Origin of the sequence: Lactobacillus johnsonii, assembly GCF_013487865.1 — a bacterium.
GTDB lineage: Bacteria > Bacillota > Bacilli > Lactobacillales > Lactobacillaceae > Lactobacillus > Lactobacillus johnsonii_A.
Window position 1 is genome coordinate 1,037,910 of the sequence record NZ_CP047409.1, and the last position, 19,341, is coordinate 1,057,250.

The window sequence follows — 19,341 nt, forward strand, 5'->3', positions numbered from 1 at the left end:
AAAAACTTATCTATATCATATTGATTAGATAAGTTTTTTCTATAATTATAACTTAGTCAACAACTTTTCTCCTTGTTGCAATTTGTCATGATTAGCAAGAACACCATCATCAAGATCTAAATCTACTGGACTTTGAGATAAGTGATCTAAGACTTGGTCATACTTAACTAATTCATTCATTTGCTTATTAAGAGTTGAAATAATCTTTCGATATTTGCTCTTAGCACTTGCCGTTGTTTCCTGATCTAATAAATCATTATCAATTTCGATTAAATCGTTCATTGCCGGCTGCAAATCGTGAAGATATTGGCGAACCATTGCAAGTTGTTCTGGAGTGTAGCGATGTAAGTACATTAAAGCCTTAAATCCCTTGTTTCTACCAGAATTAAATTCCCAATAAATTGGACGTTTTTGATATATCTTAGCATGATCTTTGTAGAAATCATTGACGAAATAGTAACGTATAATCTGTTCTGCACTAACTCCACGTTCGAACTTCTTAGGATCCAAAGTTTGAGCAATGAAGTTCATATTATCCGTTAGATGTTCTGGATCGAAAGTCTTAGATAAGAACTCATGCAAACGAACAATGATATCACGCTCATCATCAAAATATTGACGATCAGTTAAAAGAATAATGTTTTCTTTGTTGGGCTTGAAGGTTGAGTAAAGGGATGCATTCCAGTCACCGCCAGCATATGCAAGTCCATCTTGATCAAGTGAATAACGACCAAAGACACAACCAATAAAGTAGGATAGGAATGCTTTAATATCACGAACTTGATCAGCTTTACGAACAGAAACTTCCTTATCGTCTTCTTCTGGAGTTAATTCATCTTGTAAACCATAAAGATCAATAAAGATACGATTAAGCTCTTCTTCGTTGGCTTTAAGTTGGTTAAATCTATCTAAAGCTTCTTGTGACCAATTATTATAAGCTTGTTCTAAAGTTGCAGCTTTATTTACTAATAACGGACTACGTTTGAAGTCCCATGATGTTTCCCATTCAAAGTCATCAGTTTTAGAAAGCAAAATATTATTGCTAACTAGCATATCTATTTTTGTTTTATATTTTTTATCAAATACTATTGGGATTTGAGCCAAGTCATTCACTTGAAAGTTCAGAGTTGGATTTAAAATCAACTCTAATTTTGATAGAACTTTACTGTTCAAAACTCCTAGAATATAGTTCAAATTTTCTTTATTATTAGGGAAAAACATCGGACCTGCATCACCAAATAAGCTCCCACTTCGTGCTTTTCTAAATGATGACCCACCAGAAGTTATTCTCCCCCATGTAATACCATCTTTAAAATACAACTTAGAATCACGTAATCGATAATTAGTTCCAGATTCTTTTATATTTTTAGCATCATTTTCAAGATCGATAACATCATTATTTAATCCATACCATTTTCTAAACCCTCCACCACTATTTAAAGGGAACCATTTATATGGTGACATATCATCTACCTTACAAGCATCAAATTGTATTTCTTCTGCCTTTAATTCATGCCAAAAACGGATAAATTTTTTATTTACCATAATACCTGATTTTACTGGCCCGAAAGATGCTATATTATTAGAATTAAATTTTAAAATTAGATTTTTACTTGCCCAATAAGCAATAGGACTGCCAGGAATCTTATCAAAATTGTCTTGATCAGCATGATACAAATATTTAACTTCAGGATCAGCAATAGCTTCCAACACTTTCTGTTCTTGAACAGCCATTCCGCCTTTAAAATTACTTAATCTCAAATAAGTGCCAGATTTTTCATCGGCTTTCTTCAATATAAAGGTATTAATTGGCACAGTGGCTTCTTCAAAAGCGGAATACTCCATTTGAATTAAACTATTAATATTTACATTATCAATAATATCTTTACGAAGTGATTCATAAGATTTAATAAACATCCACACCAATGGAGTCATATAGCCAGAATACCCTCCATCACGTAAGAGATGCATATTATGATAAATGAATACAGAGAATAAATCCTTAGAATAATCTTTATAATTATCTCGTAAGTACTTCTTTAGCTTCTTATCGAATTTATTCATATATGGTGGATTTGTTACAACAGTTTCATATTTGTTAGTCATTATTCTAATAATACTTAGAATCTTAAGGATCTTATCTTTAGTTCGTTTGTTTCCGAAAACATCCAAGCTATCATCAAAAGCAATTTTCTCTACTGTAGATTGAAGATTATCAATATCAATGTTTTGATCTATTTTTATAATAGATCCTAATTCTGTTGCATCAGCAAAAGCTTCTACTATTTTTTTTAAATCTTCTTTTGTTTTTTCATTATCGATAAAATTATAAAAATCTTCGGAAACATGTAAATTTTCAAAGTAGTAGAGATTATTGGCTACATTTCTTCTAAAGAAGCGTCGATCATATTCTCTACCTTTCATCATTAATGAAAAATAAGCTAATTGAAATGCTCGTTTATCAATTTCAAGTCCAAAGATATTATTTTCAATAATTTTTTGTGCAGCATCCCTCTTAGAATATCCTTCTTCAAGATACATCTTCATCAATAAGTCAAAAGCATAGATTAATATGTGTCCTGAACCCATAGCATTATCTAAAAATTTATATTTGGAAATATCTTGATCATTATTCACTGATTCAATCTTACTTGGTAATAAATATTTCAATTCATCTTTTAGTTGACTATTTTCATGACGCTCTAAATAGTACTTTCCCAATGAATTATCAACCATATAACGGACGATCCAGTCTGGAGTGAACAATTGAGTAGCAGCAGGAATTTCATCTTTTTTAATAGCTTTACCATTCATATTAACTACTTTTTCATGAGGTTCACTATTGTAATATTGATAAAGCCATCCAATAATTTGAACTTGTCCTTCCTCATTTACATCAAAATAACTCGCAGGAATTTCATTAATCAAATCTTGAATAACGCCACGGTTATAATTAGGTGTAAACAACAACTTCAAATAATCATTAGTTTTTTCAAACAATCCTGGCAAAATGTCACTTAGTGCATCACATTGCTTAATAAATAGCATTGCATAAAGCTTATCCATCAATTCAGGAGTTCTCTCAGTCAAAGCAGTCGAAATCAATTCTTTTTCTGCCTGACTATAGCCACCTAAATCATCTTCAATCTCCATTGCTTCATTAATGATGTCAGGTTCAGCCTTACCTTCTTCACTAGTTAAGACACTTACCCTACTTGGCAGATAATTGTTAACTTCCATAAATCTAATTGCGATAATTCTGTTGAACCAAGTGTAGGCAACTTCTTCAATAAAATCATCAAAGACAGTCTTAGGGTCATCATCATATCCCCTATTTTTTAATTCATTAACAACATCTTTTCGCCAGCCAATTTGTTTACCAGTTAAAGCATTATTTTCATTATCGTCTACATAGTACTTTTTATCTTTTGTAGAGATAGAAAGTTCATCATTAATCTTTTCATCTGTAATACCCAAATTAGCTAGCTGAATTTCCGTTGTATCTCTCAAACTTTTTCTAGCATTAATTGCAAATTTTTTGATTTTATTTTTGTCCATACTTTTTTAAATCTCTCTAAACTTCAAATAATTACTATTAATTATAACAAGAAAAAAGACTGATATTAAAATCAGTCTCTTCCTTAACTACTTAAAGTCAATATTGATAATATCGTTATCCTCTAATTCTTTTTCAAGACTTACTTTCAAAGCGTTTAAGTATTTATCAATATCTGATTCACTTTCAATCTTCCAGCTATTTTCTGGAACCACATCATAAATCCTCTTAAAGATGGTTTTCTTAATTTTTACAGTTGGCTTAGGTTGAGGTAAAGGTGAAACTTTAACCGTTTCTTCTTGCTTGTTATCTGGATTAGTGACGTCTTCTACCACATTCCTTGCAGCAGCTTCTTGTTCCTGTTGAGCCTTCTCAGCTAACTCTTGGCTTACTTCTGAAATTTTATTTCTTAATCTATCATTAGCAGAATCAATAGCATTATCTAAACTAATTAAATTCAAGAATGCATTTTCATCGCTACTTTCATTATATTGATCTGCACGATCACTTATCGATTTAAGAGTGTTGTTAACCTCAGCAAAAAGTTCATCGCTTTCTTTTTTAGGAAATTCTGCATCAGTTACTAAACTCTTAAGTCGATCATAGCTTTCATTAACCTTGCCTATGATTTTCTCATGGACTTTATCCATGTCATCACTATATAAAGAAACGAATTCAGAATTCAAATTCTTCAATTTAGGAATAGAAATATTAAATTGATCCATATCTAAATACTTGTCAAGTTCATTAGCTATTTCTTTTAAATTTTCATCTTCAATAAATCCTTTAGCATGATTAAAACGTGCTAAATAGCTATTAGATTTTCTCCAAATTTTTTCTTGGTCACTAATATTACCAATATCACCATAAAATTGTAGAATAGCTTTATCTTCAACCTCATCACGCCAATCCTCTAAATCATCTAAGTGTTTAGAAATAATTGAAAAGATTTGATCGCTATCAGGAACCATAGAGATCTGTTTTAAGCTGTTAATTCCCTCATGTAGAATATCTTTACCAGGATATTTATTATCATGGTTGTAATTTAGTATATCTTCAAGACTTCTAACTTTTTGTTGTGTCTTCTTTTTAATCTCATCAGCTAATTGCTCAGAAGTGGCACCATCTGGAAGAACTAAACTGACTTCTAAAACATCACTTGCAAATTCTTTGGCATCTTTCTTTTCGCGTGCAGAGATTTCTTTAACAGGCTTCATCGTCAATCTTGATAGATTACTCTTACTGATAAAATATCGCTGAATTGATTTTGGATCTTTACGCGCTTCATCTAAAGAGATCTTAGAATTATTGAAATAGATCTTAAGCTTACCATCAGAAAATGCTTTAGCAACTAGCCAAGCAGTATCATTTGGCTTATAACCATACGGAATTTTACTAAAACGATCAACCACACTAGACAAGGAAATATTATTCATTAAACCAGCTTGTCCATTTATATATTCGATTACCGCATTAATTGCTTGCTCATTATCAGTCAAAAGTACAGCATTTTGATTACCCTTTAATACATTAAGAATGTCTTGATCAGATTTAACATCATCAATGTATTGCAGATTTCGGTAATTAGCATCAATAATTATCTTTTTAGCTTCAGCTAAACGACTAGTAAAGTTACTGCCCTTAGCTAATACATCGCCATCAACATAAATATCAGCATCAAGCAAATCATCTTCCAACATTTTTTGTGTATTACGCTCGATATCCTTTGCTTGACTGTTTCGATTAGCCGCAATATATCTAATCTTTTCATCAGATCTTGATTCCGGCTTTTGCATATATTCTTTGATTTTTTCTACTTGTCTGTAGTTCTCAATATACCGATCATCATTTTTTAAAACGACAATGATGTTACGGTTATCACCTGACTGCTGCTTATAATCAATTTCACGATAGTTTCCAGATTGCAGTGGGGATACGATCCTAATATTCAAATCATTTTTTAGAGGATTTAATCCTATTCCATCAATATACATATTAAATTCAAAAATATATTGATTTTTCTTTTTAGGATAAACATACTTAGAATCTATTAAATTAGACGTAAACAAGTAACTACCTATTTCACGAACAATTTTTTGATCATCTATATCAATCGCATTAATTGCTTCATTAACTTCTTGTTCTGAATCAGTTAAGAACTCATATGTATCAAGATTCTTTTGAATAAGATTCTGTCTAATTAAAACGCTCAAAGCATCTTTAACCTTGGCAGTCAATTCTTGACGATCTTGATTAATGTCGTCTAAAAGCAACGTAGTAATATTTTCAAGAGTTGATGGATAATTGTCAACATAGCGAACCATAAATAAAACAGCCAAGACTTGAATATTGAAACTATCTTTGGCTATATATGTATCACCCATTGCTTGATCAAATACAGCTTGGTGATCATGATTGAGGAATTCTTTCATCCCAATAAAGAAAGCAGAAAACGGAACAAGTTTGCCTAAATCATCATCTACGTACCTTTTAGTAGCTTCTTGGAAAGTGGCTAGCATTGAACGCTCACCATCAGACATATGACTACCGCTGGCACCATGCTTACGAACAGCTGATAATACATTTTTTAGCAAACTAAATTGATATGGTATAAATGGATAATTATCAACAAAAGATTGAGAATCCTCATATTTTTCTCTTTTTATAGCATCACTGAAATTAATCTTATTGTTAATGCTATATTCATTTTGAGTAAATAAATCATCTAATTCTTCCTTAGCTAATGGCTTTTTATCCAATAAACGTTTCCGGATAACTTCATCAGCATTAGCAGAGCTCATTGAGATTAGAGTATTAAATCTACCCTGAATCTTTGAAAAATCACGTTCATGTTTATGGAAATTGCCTGTAACTTCATCCATTTGTTGCTGAGAGGTTACTACAACCCAAGCACGTCCATGGCATTGAATTCCGAGCTGCTCAACAATAGTTTGTAAGTTAAGCATCTTGTTATCATCTCCACCGATAAACTGCCCTACTTCATCAGCCAAAAATACAAAATGATGATTACCACCTTTTTTATCAAGATAGTCTTTTACCAATTTGGCAAATCCAATGGCATCAATACTGAACTTTTTACTTAGAAATTCATTGATATAATTTTGTGCATCTACTTCATCTAATGCGCCAGAACTAGTCAGTGCAGGTTTAATACGTGTATTTAACATAATCGCATATCTGCTTCTAGTTTCTTCCCATGAGGAGTGATTTTCTGGATCAAGATCTTGGAAAGCCTTCTTAAATGCATCATATTTTCCAATACTATCCAGCCAGCGCTCCATATCAGCAACTTCTGCAATTGGAGAATATCCTAACTGTTCATTAAACACTTTAAGAAATACATTTAAAATAGCACTACTATCATTGGCTGAATTGGAGTCTGCTTTAGAATCAATATTAAATAAAGCAACATCAGTTGATACACTTGTAGCTTTTTCAATAGCATTAGATAAATGGTTATCATCAAATTTTCCATCTTCTAAAAAATAGTCTATTGCTTTACGTCCATCAACTATATCATTTTCTAAAAGATAAGATAAAATTTTTAAGAAGTGTGATTTACCTGAACCAAAAAAACCACTAATCCATACTCCCATTTTATCTGTAGGTGCATCAATACTTTTATCATAAGCATCAAAAAAGCGAGTAAAATCATTCTTTAATTCATCAGTAATAACATACTCTTCAAGTTCTTGTTTCTTAATTTTTTCACTATCTTGACCAATTTTAATAACTCCGCGAATATCTCGATCAATATCTTTTTTGAAAATATTCTTTATTTTTGTCATACTTATTATCCCTAATCTAATCTAAACGCTCTGTAATAATTTTGGTCCTTAACTTCTCCAAACGCTCTTAAGCTCTTTTCATCATAATTACCCGGATAAAATAACACAACTGGATTTTCATCCAAAACCTGATGCATCGTATTTAATATTTTATGAGCTCTAATAATAGGATAGGTTTTGCCTAGTCCTACTATAAATACAATACACTTTTCTGGTAATCTATTCTTTATATATTGAACAATTAAATTATTATTTTCACTCATTTCTAGAATGTTATTAATCTGCGCAATTAATACGTCAAAGCCTCGATTTTTTTCAATTTCTTCAAGGATTGGGATAGGATCAGCACCTGTATATTTTTTCTGATCCTTTAGCAAGGTCATCATAACATTATAAATATCAAAAACTTTTAGGTTCACTCTAGAAGCAAGAGCACTCTCTTTTATCTTAGCTATTTTTTTACGAACTTCTAATTCTTGATTAGCTGGATAGTCAAAAATCCAATACCCCACTTCATTAGACAGTCCCTTATTTTTTTGAAACTTGGGATCAATCATTTTTTCTTTTAAATGTTCAAATCTAAGATTAATATCTTCTGTCATTATACTTCTCCTAGAGCAGCCAATTCATAGTCTAACTTTTCTTCTTTCATAATAATGATTAGTTGTGAATCTATTAATGGAAAAAGTAGCTTATCCTCATTAGATTTAACATTCTCTAACAATCCCCCATCCCTCAAGAAAGTCTTCAAAGCTCCTTTGAGACGTTTAAAAGTATTAAGAGACCATTTTGCGACCTCAGGACTTTCGATTCTTTTCTGGTTAAGAAATGATTCTATTTCATAATCTTGTAAAGTATTTTCACGCATAATTACTTTAGGTCGATATACATCATAAACAAATTCATTAAGAATTTTACTTGTTAACATCATAGATATTAGTGACACTATCTTTTGATTGGTAGGATTTAAAGATGGAAAAATATCTATAATAGTCTTTGGTAAAGCATTAATTCTGACAGATAAATTTCTTGAACAACGTCTAGCCCGAGATTTGCTAGACATTTTAAATATATTTTCTTTATCGCTAAGATGTTTTATTTCATCAATACTTTTTCCTGATTGATAAAGCTCAATAAATTGTGCAAACTCCGGCAACCAAATTGCATATGAAGCAATTCCACCATTATAAGTACGCGGCATTTTATCCCCTCAAATTTCTAATTATTGCATAATGCTATCTGCATTAACACAATCACGCTTAATACATTATATATGACTATTATCTTTTTTAGCAGTATTTCTTATGATCAACTTTTATCAAATAAAGAAGCATGTCTTCACATCTAAGTTGAAGTCATACTTTTATTCTCCGATATTATAAAATTCAGCAGCTTTTAGTAGAAATTCTTTCATAAACGGCAAAGAAAATGAAACTTTTCCGTATCCTGCTTCAATAATGACTTGACTGTCAATCAAACGCTGACGATATTGTGAGACATAATTGGAACTTTTATTCATTTGTTTTCTAATATGACTTATTTAAACAACATTATTATCGCTTTCCGCCATAATCATTAAGAATTTTTAATCAGTTGGAGATAATTCAGAAATAATTTTTGTATAAACATTCTTATAAAGATCATTTTTAAACAAAGGCAGAATGTCATCTATATCACTTTCAGTTATGTGATCAGTTGCATGCTTTCAAACATAGTATCCCAAATCTTGGAATGCATAAGCATAGCCTTTAGTTAATTTTGTCATTCTCATTTCATATCATACCATCAATAACTTCAGATCAAGTGACCACGCTAATCAAATAATTAAGAAATGTTTTGTCTACTTTACTCCATTATTAGAAGATGAGGGATTAATTCGTGAAAGTGCTGTTTTTATTGATGATACTAAGATTGAAGATGATGCAAATAAGTACACTTTTGTTTGAAGTAAAGCAGTTGAAAAGTATCATGATAAGTTAAAAAATGACGCAGTTAGCTTATATGATGAATTGATCAATAAGGAGTCGTTAAGGCTATAGCCCGAAGAAGAGGTTCAAATTAGTCAAGGATTAGAAATTCTAGCTCAAGAAACAGAAAAAGAAATTAAGAAAATTACCAAAGAGATTGAAGAAGAGCCTAAAGTTATTCCAGGTGGATCTAAAAACAAATTCAAAAGACGCGGATTAAATAAGATTCTAAACAAGATTCAAAAAGATCTTATTCCTAGAGCTAAGAAATATGAAGAAACTGAAAAGATCTTTGATGGTCGGAATAGCTACTACAAAACAGATCATGATGCCACATTCATGCATATGAAAGGAGACCACATGTGAAATGGTCAATTAAAACCAGGCTACAATATTCAAGCAGCAACTACTAACCAATATGCTGTAGACTTTGCCCTATTCCCTAATCCAACTGACTTTAGAACCCTTAAACCATTTTTAGAACAGATGAAATCCCATGGTATCTTAGATAAGTTTCATAACATTGTGGCTAATGCTGGGTATGGTAGTGAGTATAACTATTCAATTCTAGAAGAAAATTATTCAGACAAAGACTATCAGATACCATACACGTTATACGAAAAAGAACAAACACGGAAATATAAGAAAGATCCTTCAAAAATTGCCAATTGGTATTACAATGAAGAAGCAGATTACTATGTAGACAAGTCTGTTGTTAGATTTAACTTCAAGTACTATAGTCGCAGAAAAGACAGAACAACTGGCATGACTAGAGACTTTAAGATTTATGAAGCCGAGGAGTTCCAGTTAACAGAAGAGCTAACAGCTCTAGCTAAAACCAAATCTGGTCGTCAAAGATAAATTCATTACAATCCAAATTGGCAATATTTAAAAGAAAAAGCAAAAGAAACTCTTCAAAGCGAAGATGGTAAACGAATCTATGGCTGTAGAAAGACAGATGTGGAACCAATTTTCGGACATATGAAGAGTGTATTTGGCATGCGAAGAACCCATTTAAGAGGCAAAAAGAAAGTCGAAACAGATATCGGAATTATGTTTATGATGATGAATTTAAGTAAATATGGAGCAAAGAGAAAGGTAAAACCTTTAAATTATTATTCAAAAAAGCAAAAAAACAGAGAAATTCACTGCAAAAATAAATTTCTCTGTTTTGTTATCTGGAATAAAAGCTTAGTTTTTTCCCAGACACATTTTAATACTATAATTGCTTTTCTAAGATCTTCTGGTTTATTAGCATCCCCATCGATGATAGTTACTTGTTCATTATTTGCTAAATTAGAAAGGCGACTTGCATTTCTAAGAAATAGAGTTAAATATACATTCTTGTCTTCATTTAAAATACGATCTTCAACTAAACGTGCGATTTGTCCGTTTGCACCAATAATTGCAACATTTTTTGTCATAATGTTTTTCTTCCTTTCATAATTTTTTACAAGAAAAAGTATATTGCACTAAGCCTAATCTGAAAATTACTACTTATAGGAGCTATTGCAATTAATGCATAGTAAATTAGCTCTTTAAACTTTTAATACTGTTACCGAAAATACTTTCAATGGCTACTGGATCTCGATAATCAAAAAATTGACTTTCCTTCTGGAAAAGGTGTCCATGCTTCAACAGCAATATTTTGATTTTCGTAAAATTTAACTTCTTCTTTACGTCACCAACTGTTGAATTAAAATTTTCATTTAAATCATCCTATCTTCCACGCCGATCAATTTTATGAGGTTGAGTTCTTTGACTAGGGCTGACTGATAAAAATAATAAACCTAATAAAATTCCAATTTCGATTATTTGTGACATAATTTTTATCTCTTTGCTATTTTATTTAACTTAATGTTTATTAATTAGGAAGAAAAACGATGTAAAAAAATTGCTATTTTTTTATACTAGTATTCGAATTATTTATGGTAAAAAACTAACTATACAAAAATACTTCTGATATTGGAATTGTATTAATTTCAGCAAAACAAATTTCATTATTTTTCTTACTTGATTTAATTTTTAAATATATTTTATTAAGTTTTACTATCGAAGAAAATTATTAGAATTTTATAGTGCTATGCTACTTATGCATAGTAAAAAATATCTACCGACGTAGATATCTTTAAAGGCTATAAATCAAATATTTACATATAACAAGTTAATCGTAATCTTTTAGCACAAATGATTAAGGAAAAATCAATCTATAATACATAATAATTACTTTTGTGACAAATTATCTTTTTTATATTCCTTACCATAAATATATTTATGAAGTTTCAAATATTGTTGCTCTAGCTTTTTCTCATTAACATTATCTTTTGCAAAGTAATATCTTTTACCTTCAAGACCTTTCGGCATGTAATTTTGTTTTGCAATTTGAAATGGTTGTGTAAATGGATTATCTATCAACCCACCACCCGTTATTTCTTCTGAATGTTTATAATGCATATCTCGTAATCCATGTGGCATGGGATGCTCATTAGGATGAGTAGTATCTTTATCAAGCTTTTCCCAAATTTCATCAAAAGCACCTGACTTAGGGGACAAACACATTAACATAGTCGCAAACATTAAAGGATATTTTGCCTTTGGCATCCCTATTTTTTCTGCTTGATTAGCTGCAACTACTATTTGCGTTACTTGTTCTGGATTGGCTAAGCCAACGTATGTGTATGGAATTTCTCGTAGACGCCGCACTACTGACGGTAGATCTCCGTTTTTAAGTAAGACGGTAAGATAATACAAGGCTGCATCAGTATCGGACCCAGCCATTGAATCTGAATAAGCTGCTAAATAATCATAATGCTTAGTTGCTTTTCTGTCATAAGCAAAATGTTGACCTTTTACAAATTCCTTAACATTTTTAACTGAAATCTCTTCTCCATTAACTGCATGGATACTTTCTAATAAATTTAATGCTACACGCAAATCCCCATCAGCTGAGCGAGCAATAATGTTAATTGCTTCTTTATCTATTTGCTTTTCTTCTAAATGGAATACTTCTTTTAGAGCACGAATCAAAACATGACTAATATCCTTATCATCTAAAGTCTCAAATTCAAAAATCTGACAACGTGAGCGGACAGCAGGAACAATTGACATAATCGGATTTTCAGTAGTTGCGCCAATTAAAAGAATTTGCCCGTTCTCTAAATACGGCAGAAGATAATCCTGCAATGTTGTCGTCATGCGATGAATTTCATCAATTAGTAGAACAAACGATTGGTATGGATAAGTATTAATGATTTGCATCAGCTTTGCTTTATTATCAACCGAAGCATTAAAAGTGGCTAACGGATAGTCATACTCTCGAGCGATAATTTGCGCTAGACTAGTTTTTCCTGTTCCAGGCGGACCCCATAATAAGAGCGAAATTGGAACATGATTTTTGATAATTTGATAAAGGGGCTTTCCTTCAGAAATTAGCTTAGTTTGACCTACAAATTGTGATAAATTTTTTGGTCGGATCAAATCTGCTAATGGCTTTTTGATAGGCATAAAATCGACCTTCTTACTTATAGTAAAGTGTTAAGTTTTATCTATTATTATCACAATTATTAGTTCAAAACAAATTTATATAACCCCAAGCTCTACTCAAATCATTTTAAACACTTTGTCCGATTGTAAGATTACCCCAACTGATTTAACGGTTGCAAACAGCAATTTAGCTTATACTGCGTCTCTTTTAGCTGGTGAAGGTCATAGCGTCCAAATTTCTTATAATAATTTATATGATAAGAAACTAGAAGGCTTAACTGCTCGCCCTCTTTCTCCCCAAATTACTGATCCCAATATCGTTATTTGGAAGAAGAATCGAAAGCTATCTAATTTAGGAAACTTATTTTTAGAAAAATTACGAGACTCGCTCAATAATTAAGTGAGTAATAAAAAAGAGTAATTGTCTATCTCATACCATCTATGAGACTACAATTACTCTTTTATGTTTTTATATTATGTTTTTCAGCTTAATAATCCTCATCTTCTCGCATTTCTGCTGGCCAACCATCAATTGGCTTGCGCTCATCTAAAGCACGAAGCTGCTTAAGATCCTCTTTATCTAACTCAAAATCAAAGATATCAATATTAGCTTTAATATGGGCTGGATTAGTAGAGCGAGGAATAGTTACAATGTCATTCTGGACTAAATACCGTAAAATCACTTGGATTGGTGATTTACCATATTTTTCACCAATTTTTTGTAACACTGGATTAGTCATCAGATTTTGTTGACCGTTACCTAACGGACTATAGCTTTCATGAATAATATTTTCTTTTTTCAAAAATTCGTGCATTTTCCATTGTTGTAATAAAAGATGTGTTTCAATCTGATCAACCATGGGCCGAATTTCTGCATGATTAATTAATTCTAAAGTTTGTCGACTATTAAAATTACTGATACCAATAGCTCGCGTTTTACCAGCTTTATATGCTTCTTCTAGAGCGCGCCAAGTATCTAAATCGTGGCCCATTGGCCAATGAATTAAGACTAAATCAAAATAATCTAAGCCACTTTTATTTAGAGATTCATCTAGTCCCTGCTTAGTCGCTTCATATCCATCAGTCATGGTCTTTGTAGTAATGAAAACTTCATCCCGATTAAGATTACTTGCGCGGACTGCTTCTCCTACCTGCTGTTCATTTTGATAATATTGTGCTGTATCAATTAAACGGTAGCCATCTTTAAAAGCAGATAAAACAGCTTCTTTTGTTTGGTCTGGGCTAATCTCGTAAGTTCCAAAGCCAAAAATTGGGATTTTAACACCGTTATTTAACGTTAAATGTTTCATAATTACCTCTATGTTAATTCATTATTTTACTTCCATATGATAATCATATCCTAAAAGAATAAATAAAACTCTTATTTTAATTTATACAAAAAATAGCGACTTAAAAGCCGCTATTTTTATCTACTATTTTTTAAATTGATTATGAACGTATTCTGCATAAAGAGGTGTTGATTTTACTAGTTCATCATGAGTACCTGAGCCGGAAACAGTTCCATGATCAATGAAATAAATTTTATCTGCATCAACAATTGTACTTAAACGGTGAGCAATTACTAAAGTCATTCTATTTTTCATCAGACTTGCTAAGGCTTTTTGTACCATAGCTTCAGATTCTGAATCAAGACTTGCAGTAGCCTCATCAAGCATTAAGATTTTCGGATCACGCAAAAAGGCCCTCGCAATTGCAATTCTCTGTCTTTGTCCACCAAACAGCTTAACACCTCGTTCACCAATCTGTGTTTCTAAGCCATCTTCTGCCTCTTTTACAAATTTATCTGCATATGCCATCTTTAAAACATGCCATAATTCATCGTCACTAACTTTTCTTCCTAAGCCATAAACCAGATTTTCACGAATAGTTCCGGGCATTACTGATGAATTTTGACCTACAAGTCCAATTTGTTTACGCCAATCAGTTAAATCAATCTCTTCTATATTTTGACCACCAATAGTTATCTTTCCCGAAGTTGGTTTATAGAAACGTTCTATTAGTGAAAAAATTGTTGATTTTCCACCACCTGATGGACCAGCAAAGGCGACAACAGTGTTAGGCTTAGCCGACACATTGATATCATGTAGAATTTGCTTTCCTTTTTCATATGAGAAACTTACATTCTGCAGCTTCAATTCTTTTCCAGCAATATCAACCTTTTGATTATCGGCAGATACTTCAATTGGTTCATTAAGCATTTCGCCGATACGTTCAGTTGAACCTGACGTCTTAGCTAATTCATTGAAAAATTGACTAATTATGATTACTGGACCCATCAATTGAAATAGATACATTAAGAAGGAAATAAGTGCACCCATAGTAAGTGTACCTTGCATAACACGAATAGCACCGTAAGTTAAAATACCAATTACTAAAATCATCATTAACATATTAGAAATTGGCTGCATTAAGGAATTAATCCATGATTCCTTTACCCCAATTGCATAAAGTTTAGCAATTCTTTTTGTTCCTGTAGCAAGCTCCTTCTTCTCTGAATTACTTGATTTTACCAAACGGATCTCACTTAAAACATTAGTTGAATCACTAGAAAATTTTGCCAGTTCATCTTGACGTGCCCGGCCAATTTTTCCTGACAATCTCATAAATGGTAGTAGGACAAATATCACTAAAGGAACAGCAAGAACCATGATTAAGGACATCTGCCAATCCATCATAAACATGATGACGACAGCACCAAAGAATTGTAATAAAGAAGTAATTGCATTCGGCAAGGTATTAGCAAGTAAATTCTTGACTTGTGACGTGTCATTAACTAGTCTTGATGAAATTTCACCTGTCGAAGTATTATCAAAATAACTAACTGGCATCTTAAGTAAGCGAGCCCAGAGATTATCACGAAGTTTCGAAACCACATGCTCTCCAAAAACTCCCAAAATATAACCAGATAAGGCACTAATAATTACTCCACCAAAAAATACTATTCCAGTAATAATTACCAGGTTTATATTTAAATGCTTAAAGTTATTAATAATTCTTTGTGCAAATTGAGGAACGATTAAGTTCGCTCCCGTGGCAATTAAGCCAGCCAGAATACCAACAATTAATTGCCAGTATTTAGGATGCACTTGATTTATTAATTTAAAAAAATCCTGAAAACTAAAACTATGTTTTCCTTTTTCAATCCGGGGTCTTCCTCTATCCATTAATAAATTCCTCCTTAATAGTTAGGTACCTAATAATGATTGACGCTTAGTATTAAAACATGTAGATACCTAACTGTCAAGTCACTAATTATTTCGAACTTGTTGGTTTAGTTCCTTCAGGAGTGGAATTAATTGATCTAATAGCTTTTCGTCTACTCGACTAGAAAGTTTTTTTAATATCAAGTTAAAGCTTTTTTTCATCTCAATAACTTGTTTTTCTCCTAACTGGGTAATATAAATCCGTTTAATTCGAGCAGACTTTTCATCTTGCTTGCGTTGAATATATCCATCACGTTCAAGATTTTTCAACATATTAGTTACACTGGCATTACGTAAATGAAAATTATCAGCTAGTTCCCTTTGAATCATACCCGGATGCTCTTGAATATACATCAAAGTTCGTCCTTGCTGAGGAGTAAGTTGACTAAATTTTACTTCTTCCCCATAAAATCTTTTAGAAAAGTTGAAGTATAAACGGAATAAATCCATCATTTCTTGATATTTTTCTACTTTATCTGTCATCTTTTAACCCCTTTGTTAATAGTTAGAATGTATACTGTTAGATACCTAATTATAAAATATGCCACAATAAAACAAAAGGAAGTATGTAGTAAAACATACTTCCTTTAAAAATAGATTTAATATTAAAACAATTAGATTAAATATTTCTCTGATTTTAGATACCATTTCTTTACTAACATCGTTAAAGCAATGTATAAAATTAGTAAAATAAATACAATTCCTAAAAAATATACTGGAATTGGGCCAAATTTCACTGCTTTTGCGACAGGAATAATAAATGGTAACATAGTCCCAATTGCAGCCATACCAATCGTTGCCCAGGTAACAATTGCTGTAGCATGCTGTTTAATAAATGGGAGGCCTGGATCTCTAAGTGCATGAATAACCATTTCTTGGGTCCAAAGCGATTCAATAAACCAGCCAGTACAAAAGACAGCTGAAAAAAGTAATTTTTGTGAAGCAGTTGCTCCTGCATAGCTACTTCCGATAATTTGTGGACAAACTATAAAGAACAGTAATGCAAAAGTTATGATGTCAAAAATCGAAGATGTAGGACCAAAATAGAACATAAACTTAGGAAGCTTCTTCGTACTCCACTTTCTTGGTTCAGATAAATAATGTTTATTCATTGTATCGAATGGAATTGATAGACAGCTGGTACCGTACATTAAGTCTAAAATGAGAAGTTGAACTGGAAGCATTGGAAGAAAAGGAAGAAATGAGGATGCTACTAAAATTGATAAAATATTACCAAAATTAGATGAAAGCGTAATTTTAATATACTTCATCGTATTTCCAAATACTTGGCGACCAATTTGAACAGCTTTTTCTAAAATCATTAGGTCTTTGTGTAACAAAATTATATCAGCAGATTTTTTAGCAATGTCTACGGCTGTATCAACGGAAATAGCAACATCAGCCGCTTTCATAGCCGGCGCATCATTAATTCCGTCTCCCATATAAGCAACAGTATGGTTATTTTCTCTTAATAATTGAATAATTTGTGCCTTTTGTTGAGGAGATAGTTTTACAAAAACATCACATTCTTCAATCATTTTCTTCAATTCAGCTGAACTTTTATTTTCTAAGTCCTTTCCCTGATACACGCAATTGATATCTAATCCAACTTGTTTGCCAACATTTCTAGTGACAGCTTCATTGTCTCCAGTTAAGATCTTTACAGTAATTCCATCCCTCTTTAAAGCTGTTAAGGCAGCTTTGGCACTATCCTTTGGTGGATCTAAAAATGCTAAAAATCCAGTTAAAATTAGTTCTTTCTCATCATCAACACTGAATTCACCAACAGGAGCAGGATTCTTTTTATAAGCGAGCAATACCACCCGTAACCCATCTTGATTCATTTGATTGATCTTATTTAAAATTTCTTGTCTCTGCTCTTGATCAAGCATGGTAATTTTATCGTTAATTTCCAACCGATTAGAGCAAGCAAGCATTTCTTCAGCAGCTCCTTTTGTTACTAATAAGTGTTCATGCTTCTTATTCATTACCACGACACTCATTCGTCTTCTTTTAAAGTCAAAGGGAATCTCATCAATTTTTTGATAATTTTGGTTAATTTCTTCTGTATCTAATTCATCTTTAGCTGCATTAATGATTGCCTTATCAATTAAGTCTTTCATCCCTGTTTGATAGTAACTGTTCAAGTATGATAGTTCTAAGACTTTTGATTTTTCTTCTAAATCCAAATCATAGTGACGTTCTAAAACTACTTTATCTTGTGTTAAGGTTCCAGTTTTATCTGTGCAAAGAATATCAGCGGAGCCAAAGTTTTGAATTGAATTCATTCGTTTAACAATTGTTTCGTGCCTTGCCATTTCAACTGATCCCTTAACTAGATTGCTTGTAACAATTACAGGAAGCATTTCTGGAGTTAGTCCCACAGCTGTAGCAATAGCAAAAATCAATGCATTAAGCCAATCCCCTTTGGTTAAGCCATTAATTAAAAATACAAGAGGTGCAATTACGGCGGTCATAATCAATAAAATCTTTGAAACATTTTTGATTCCAATATCAAAAGTTGTTTCTTTATTTTTATTCTTGCTAAGAGTACGTGCTAAATTACCAAAAACTGTCTCATCACCTGTAGCAAATACAACGCCCATTGCAGAGCCCGAAACAATATTTGTTCCCTCATATAAAATATTCGGATAATCTAGATAGTTATCATTTTCCTTTGGCTTTTCATCTGCTAGTTTTTCAACAGGACTAGATTCACCATTTAATGAACTTGCTGAACAAAAGAGATCCTTACTTTTTAATAAATACAGATCTGCTGGTACTAGATCTCCAGCAGTTAGATTGATGATATCACCAACTACAACATCTTTAGTCGGTAATTCTTGATCTTTCCCATCTCGTTTGATATTCGTGGTTACAGATACCATATTTAATAGTGAATCAACTGCGTCACTGGTTTTAACATTCTGGATAAAACTAGTTATTCCAGAAATTAAAACCATTGTAATCATAATAATGACTGTACTGAGATCCTTTTGATCTGCAGGAACAAAAAGATAGTTAGTCAAAAAAGATAAAAGAGCTAAAAACAGTAATACTCCTGTAAATGGAGTCATGAAAGCATCAAATAAAAAATGCAATTTTGGATGACACTCTTTATTTGATACTTCATTTAACCCATCGCGCTCTAAACGCTTTTTTGCTTGCGCAGGGTTTAACCCATTAATTGACGTATCTAATTGCTTTAATACTTCACTCTTTTCTTTTCCAGCAATTTGCTTAGCTAAAGTCGCATCAGTTACTACACGATCTTTAGAGTTGAATTTTAACATAGTAATCTC

The 19,341-nt window shown here is 31.9% G+C and carries 12 protein-coding genes and 1 pseudogene; 2 read left to right on the forward strand and 11 right to left on the reverse strand.

The window, feature by feature from the left end; genetic code table 11:
* Positions 1 to 45: 45 nt before the first annotated feature.
* From pglX to GTO82_RS04895, 5 genes are all read right to left on the reverse strand, one after another.
* Entirely contained in the window at positions 46 to 3,558 is a 3,513-nt protein-coding gene (pglX, locus tag GTO82_RS04875; RefSeq protein ID WP_180872732.1) for a BREX-1 system adenine-specific DNA-methyltransferase PglX, read from the reverse strand.
* Positions 3,559 to 3,645: 87 nt separating this feature from the next.
* Positions 3,646 to 7,365, reverse strand: a complete 3,720-nt coding sequence (gene brxC / locus GTO82_RS04880; RefSeq protein WP_180872733.1) for a BREX system P-loop protein BrxC — start codon at positions 7,363 to 7,365, stop codon at positions 3,646 to 3,648.
* An 11-nt stretch (positions 7,366 to 7,376) separates the two neighbouring features.
* Positions 7,377 to 7,967: a DUF1788 domain-containing protein gene (locus GTO82_RS04885; protein WP_180872734.1), complete on the reverse strand. Its 591-nt coding sequence runs from the start codon at positions 7,965 to 7,967 to the stop codon at positions 7,377 to 7,379.
* A complete protein-coding gene (locus GTO82_RS04890) occupies positions 7,967 to 8,566 on the reverse strand; it encodes a DUF1819 family protein (protein ID WP_180872735.1) in 600 nt (199 codons plus the stop codon). Before GTO82_RS04890 ends, GTO82_RS04885 begins: the two co-directional genes overlap by 1 nt.
* A gap of 162 nt (positions 8,567 to 8,728) precedes the next feature.
* Positions 8,729 to 8,884, reverse strand: a complete 156-nt coding sequence (locus GTO82_RS04895) for a hypothetical protein (protein ID WP_173644855.1) — start codon at positions 8,882 to 8,884, stop codon at positions 8,729 to 8,731.
* A gap of 250 nt (positions 8,885 to 9,134) precedes the next feature.
* Here GTO82_RS04895 and GTO82_RS04900 point away from each other — a divergent pair.
* Positions 9,135 to 10,422, forward strand: a pseudogene (locus GTO82_RS04900) (transposase); the annotation flags it as partial.
* A gap of 55 nt (positions 10,423 to 10,477) precedes the next feature.
* Here GTO82_RS04900 and GTO82_RS04905 read toward each other — a convergent pair.
* Together GTO82_RS04905 and GTO82_RS04910 are read right to left on the reverse strand one after the other, a co-directional pair.
* Complete coding sequence (locus GTO82_RS04905; protein WP_180872736.1) at positions 10,478 to 10,756, reverse strand: NAD(P)H-binding protein; 279 nt, start codon at positions 10,754 to 10,756, stop codon at positions 10,478 to 10,480.
* A 799-nt stretch (positions 10,757 to 11,555) separates the two neighbouring features.
* A complete protein-coding gene (locus GTO82_RS04910; protein WP_180872737.1) occupies positions 11,556 to 12,836 on the reverse strand; it encodes a replication-associated recombination protein A in 1,281 nt (426 codons plus the stop codon).
* 115 nt (positions 12,837 to 12,951) lie between these two features.
* Here GTO82_RS04910 and GTO82_RS04915 point away from each other — a divergent pair, with 115 nt between their 5' ends.
* The gene (locus tag GTO82_RS04915) at positions 12,952 to 13,215 is read left to right on the forward strand and encodes a transcriptional regulator (RefSeq protein WP_086874879.1); all 264 of its coding nucleotides are present in this window, start codon (positions 12,952 to 12,954) and stop codon (positions 13,213 to 13,215) included.
* A gap of 88 nt (positions 13,216 to 13,303) precedes the next feature.
* On the opposite strand, the gene GTO82_RS04920 is transcribed toward GTO82_RS04915, so the two are convergent.
* The 4 genes from GTO82_RS04920 to mgtA all read right to left on the reverse strand — a co-directional run bounded on the left by GTO82_RS04920 (position 13,304) and on the right by mgtA (position 19,332).
* A complete protein-coding gene (locus tag GTO82_RS04920; protein WP_135014258.1) occupies positions 13,304 to 14,125 on the reverse strand; it encodes an aldo/keto reductase in 822 nt (273 codons plus the stop codon).
* A gap of 123 nt (positions 14,126 to 14,248) precedes the next feature.
* On the reverse strand, positions 14,249 to 16,000 hold the full coding sequence (locus tag GTO82_RS04925; protein WP_180872738.1) for an ABC transporter ATP-binding protein: 1,752 nt from the start codon (positions 15,998 to 16,000) through the stop codon (positions 14,249 to 14,251).
* 84 nt (positions 16,001 to 16,084) lie between these two features.
* Positions 16,085 to 16,522 (reverse strand): MarR family winged helix-turn-helix transcriptional regulator, encoded by a 438-nt coding sequence (locus GTO82_RS04930; protein WP_094497281.1) that lies wholly within the window; start codon positions 16,520 to 16,522, stop codon positions 16,085 to 16,087.
* Positions 16,523 to 16,653: 131 nt separating this feature from the next.
* Positions 16,654 to 19,332, reverse strand: a complete 2,679-nt coding sequence (gene mgtA, locus GTO82_RS04935; protein WP_180872739.1) for a magnesium-translocating P-type ATPase — start codon at positions 19,330 to 19,332, stop codon at positions 16,654 to 16,656.
* Between the last annotated feature and the right edge of the window lie 9 nt (positions 19,333 to 19,341).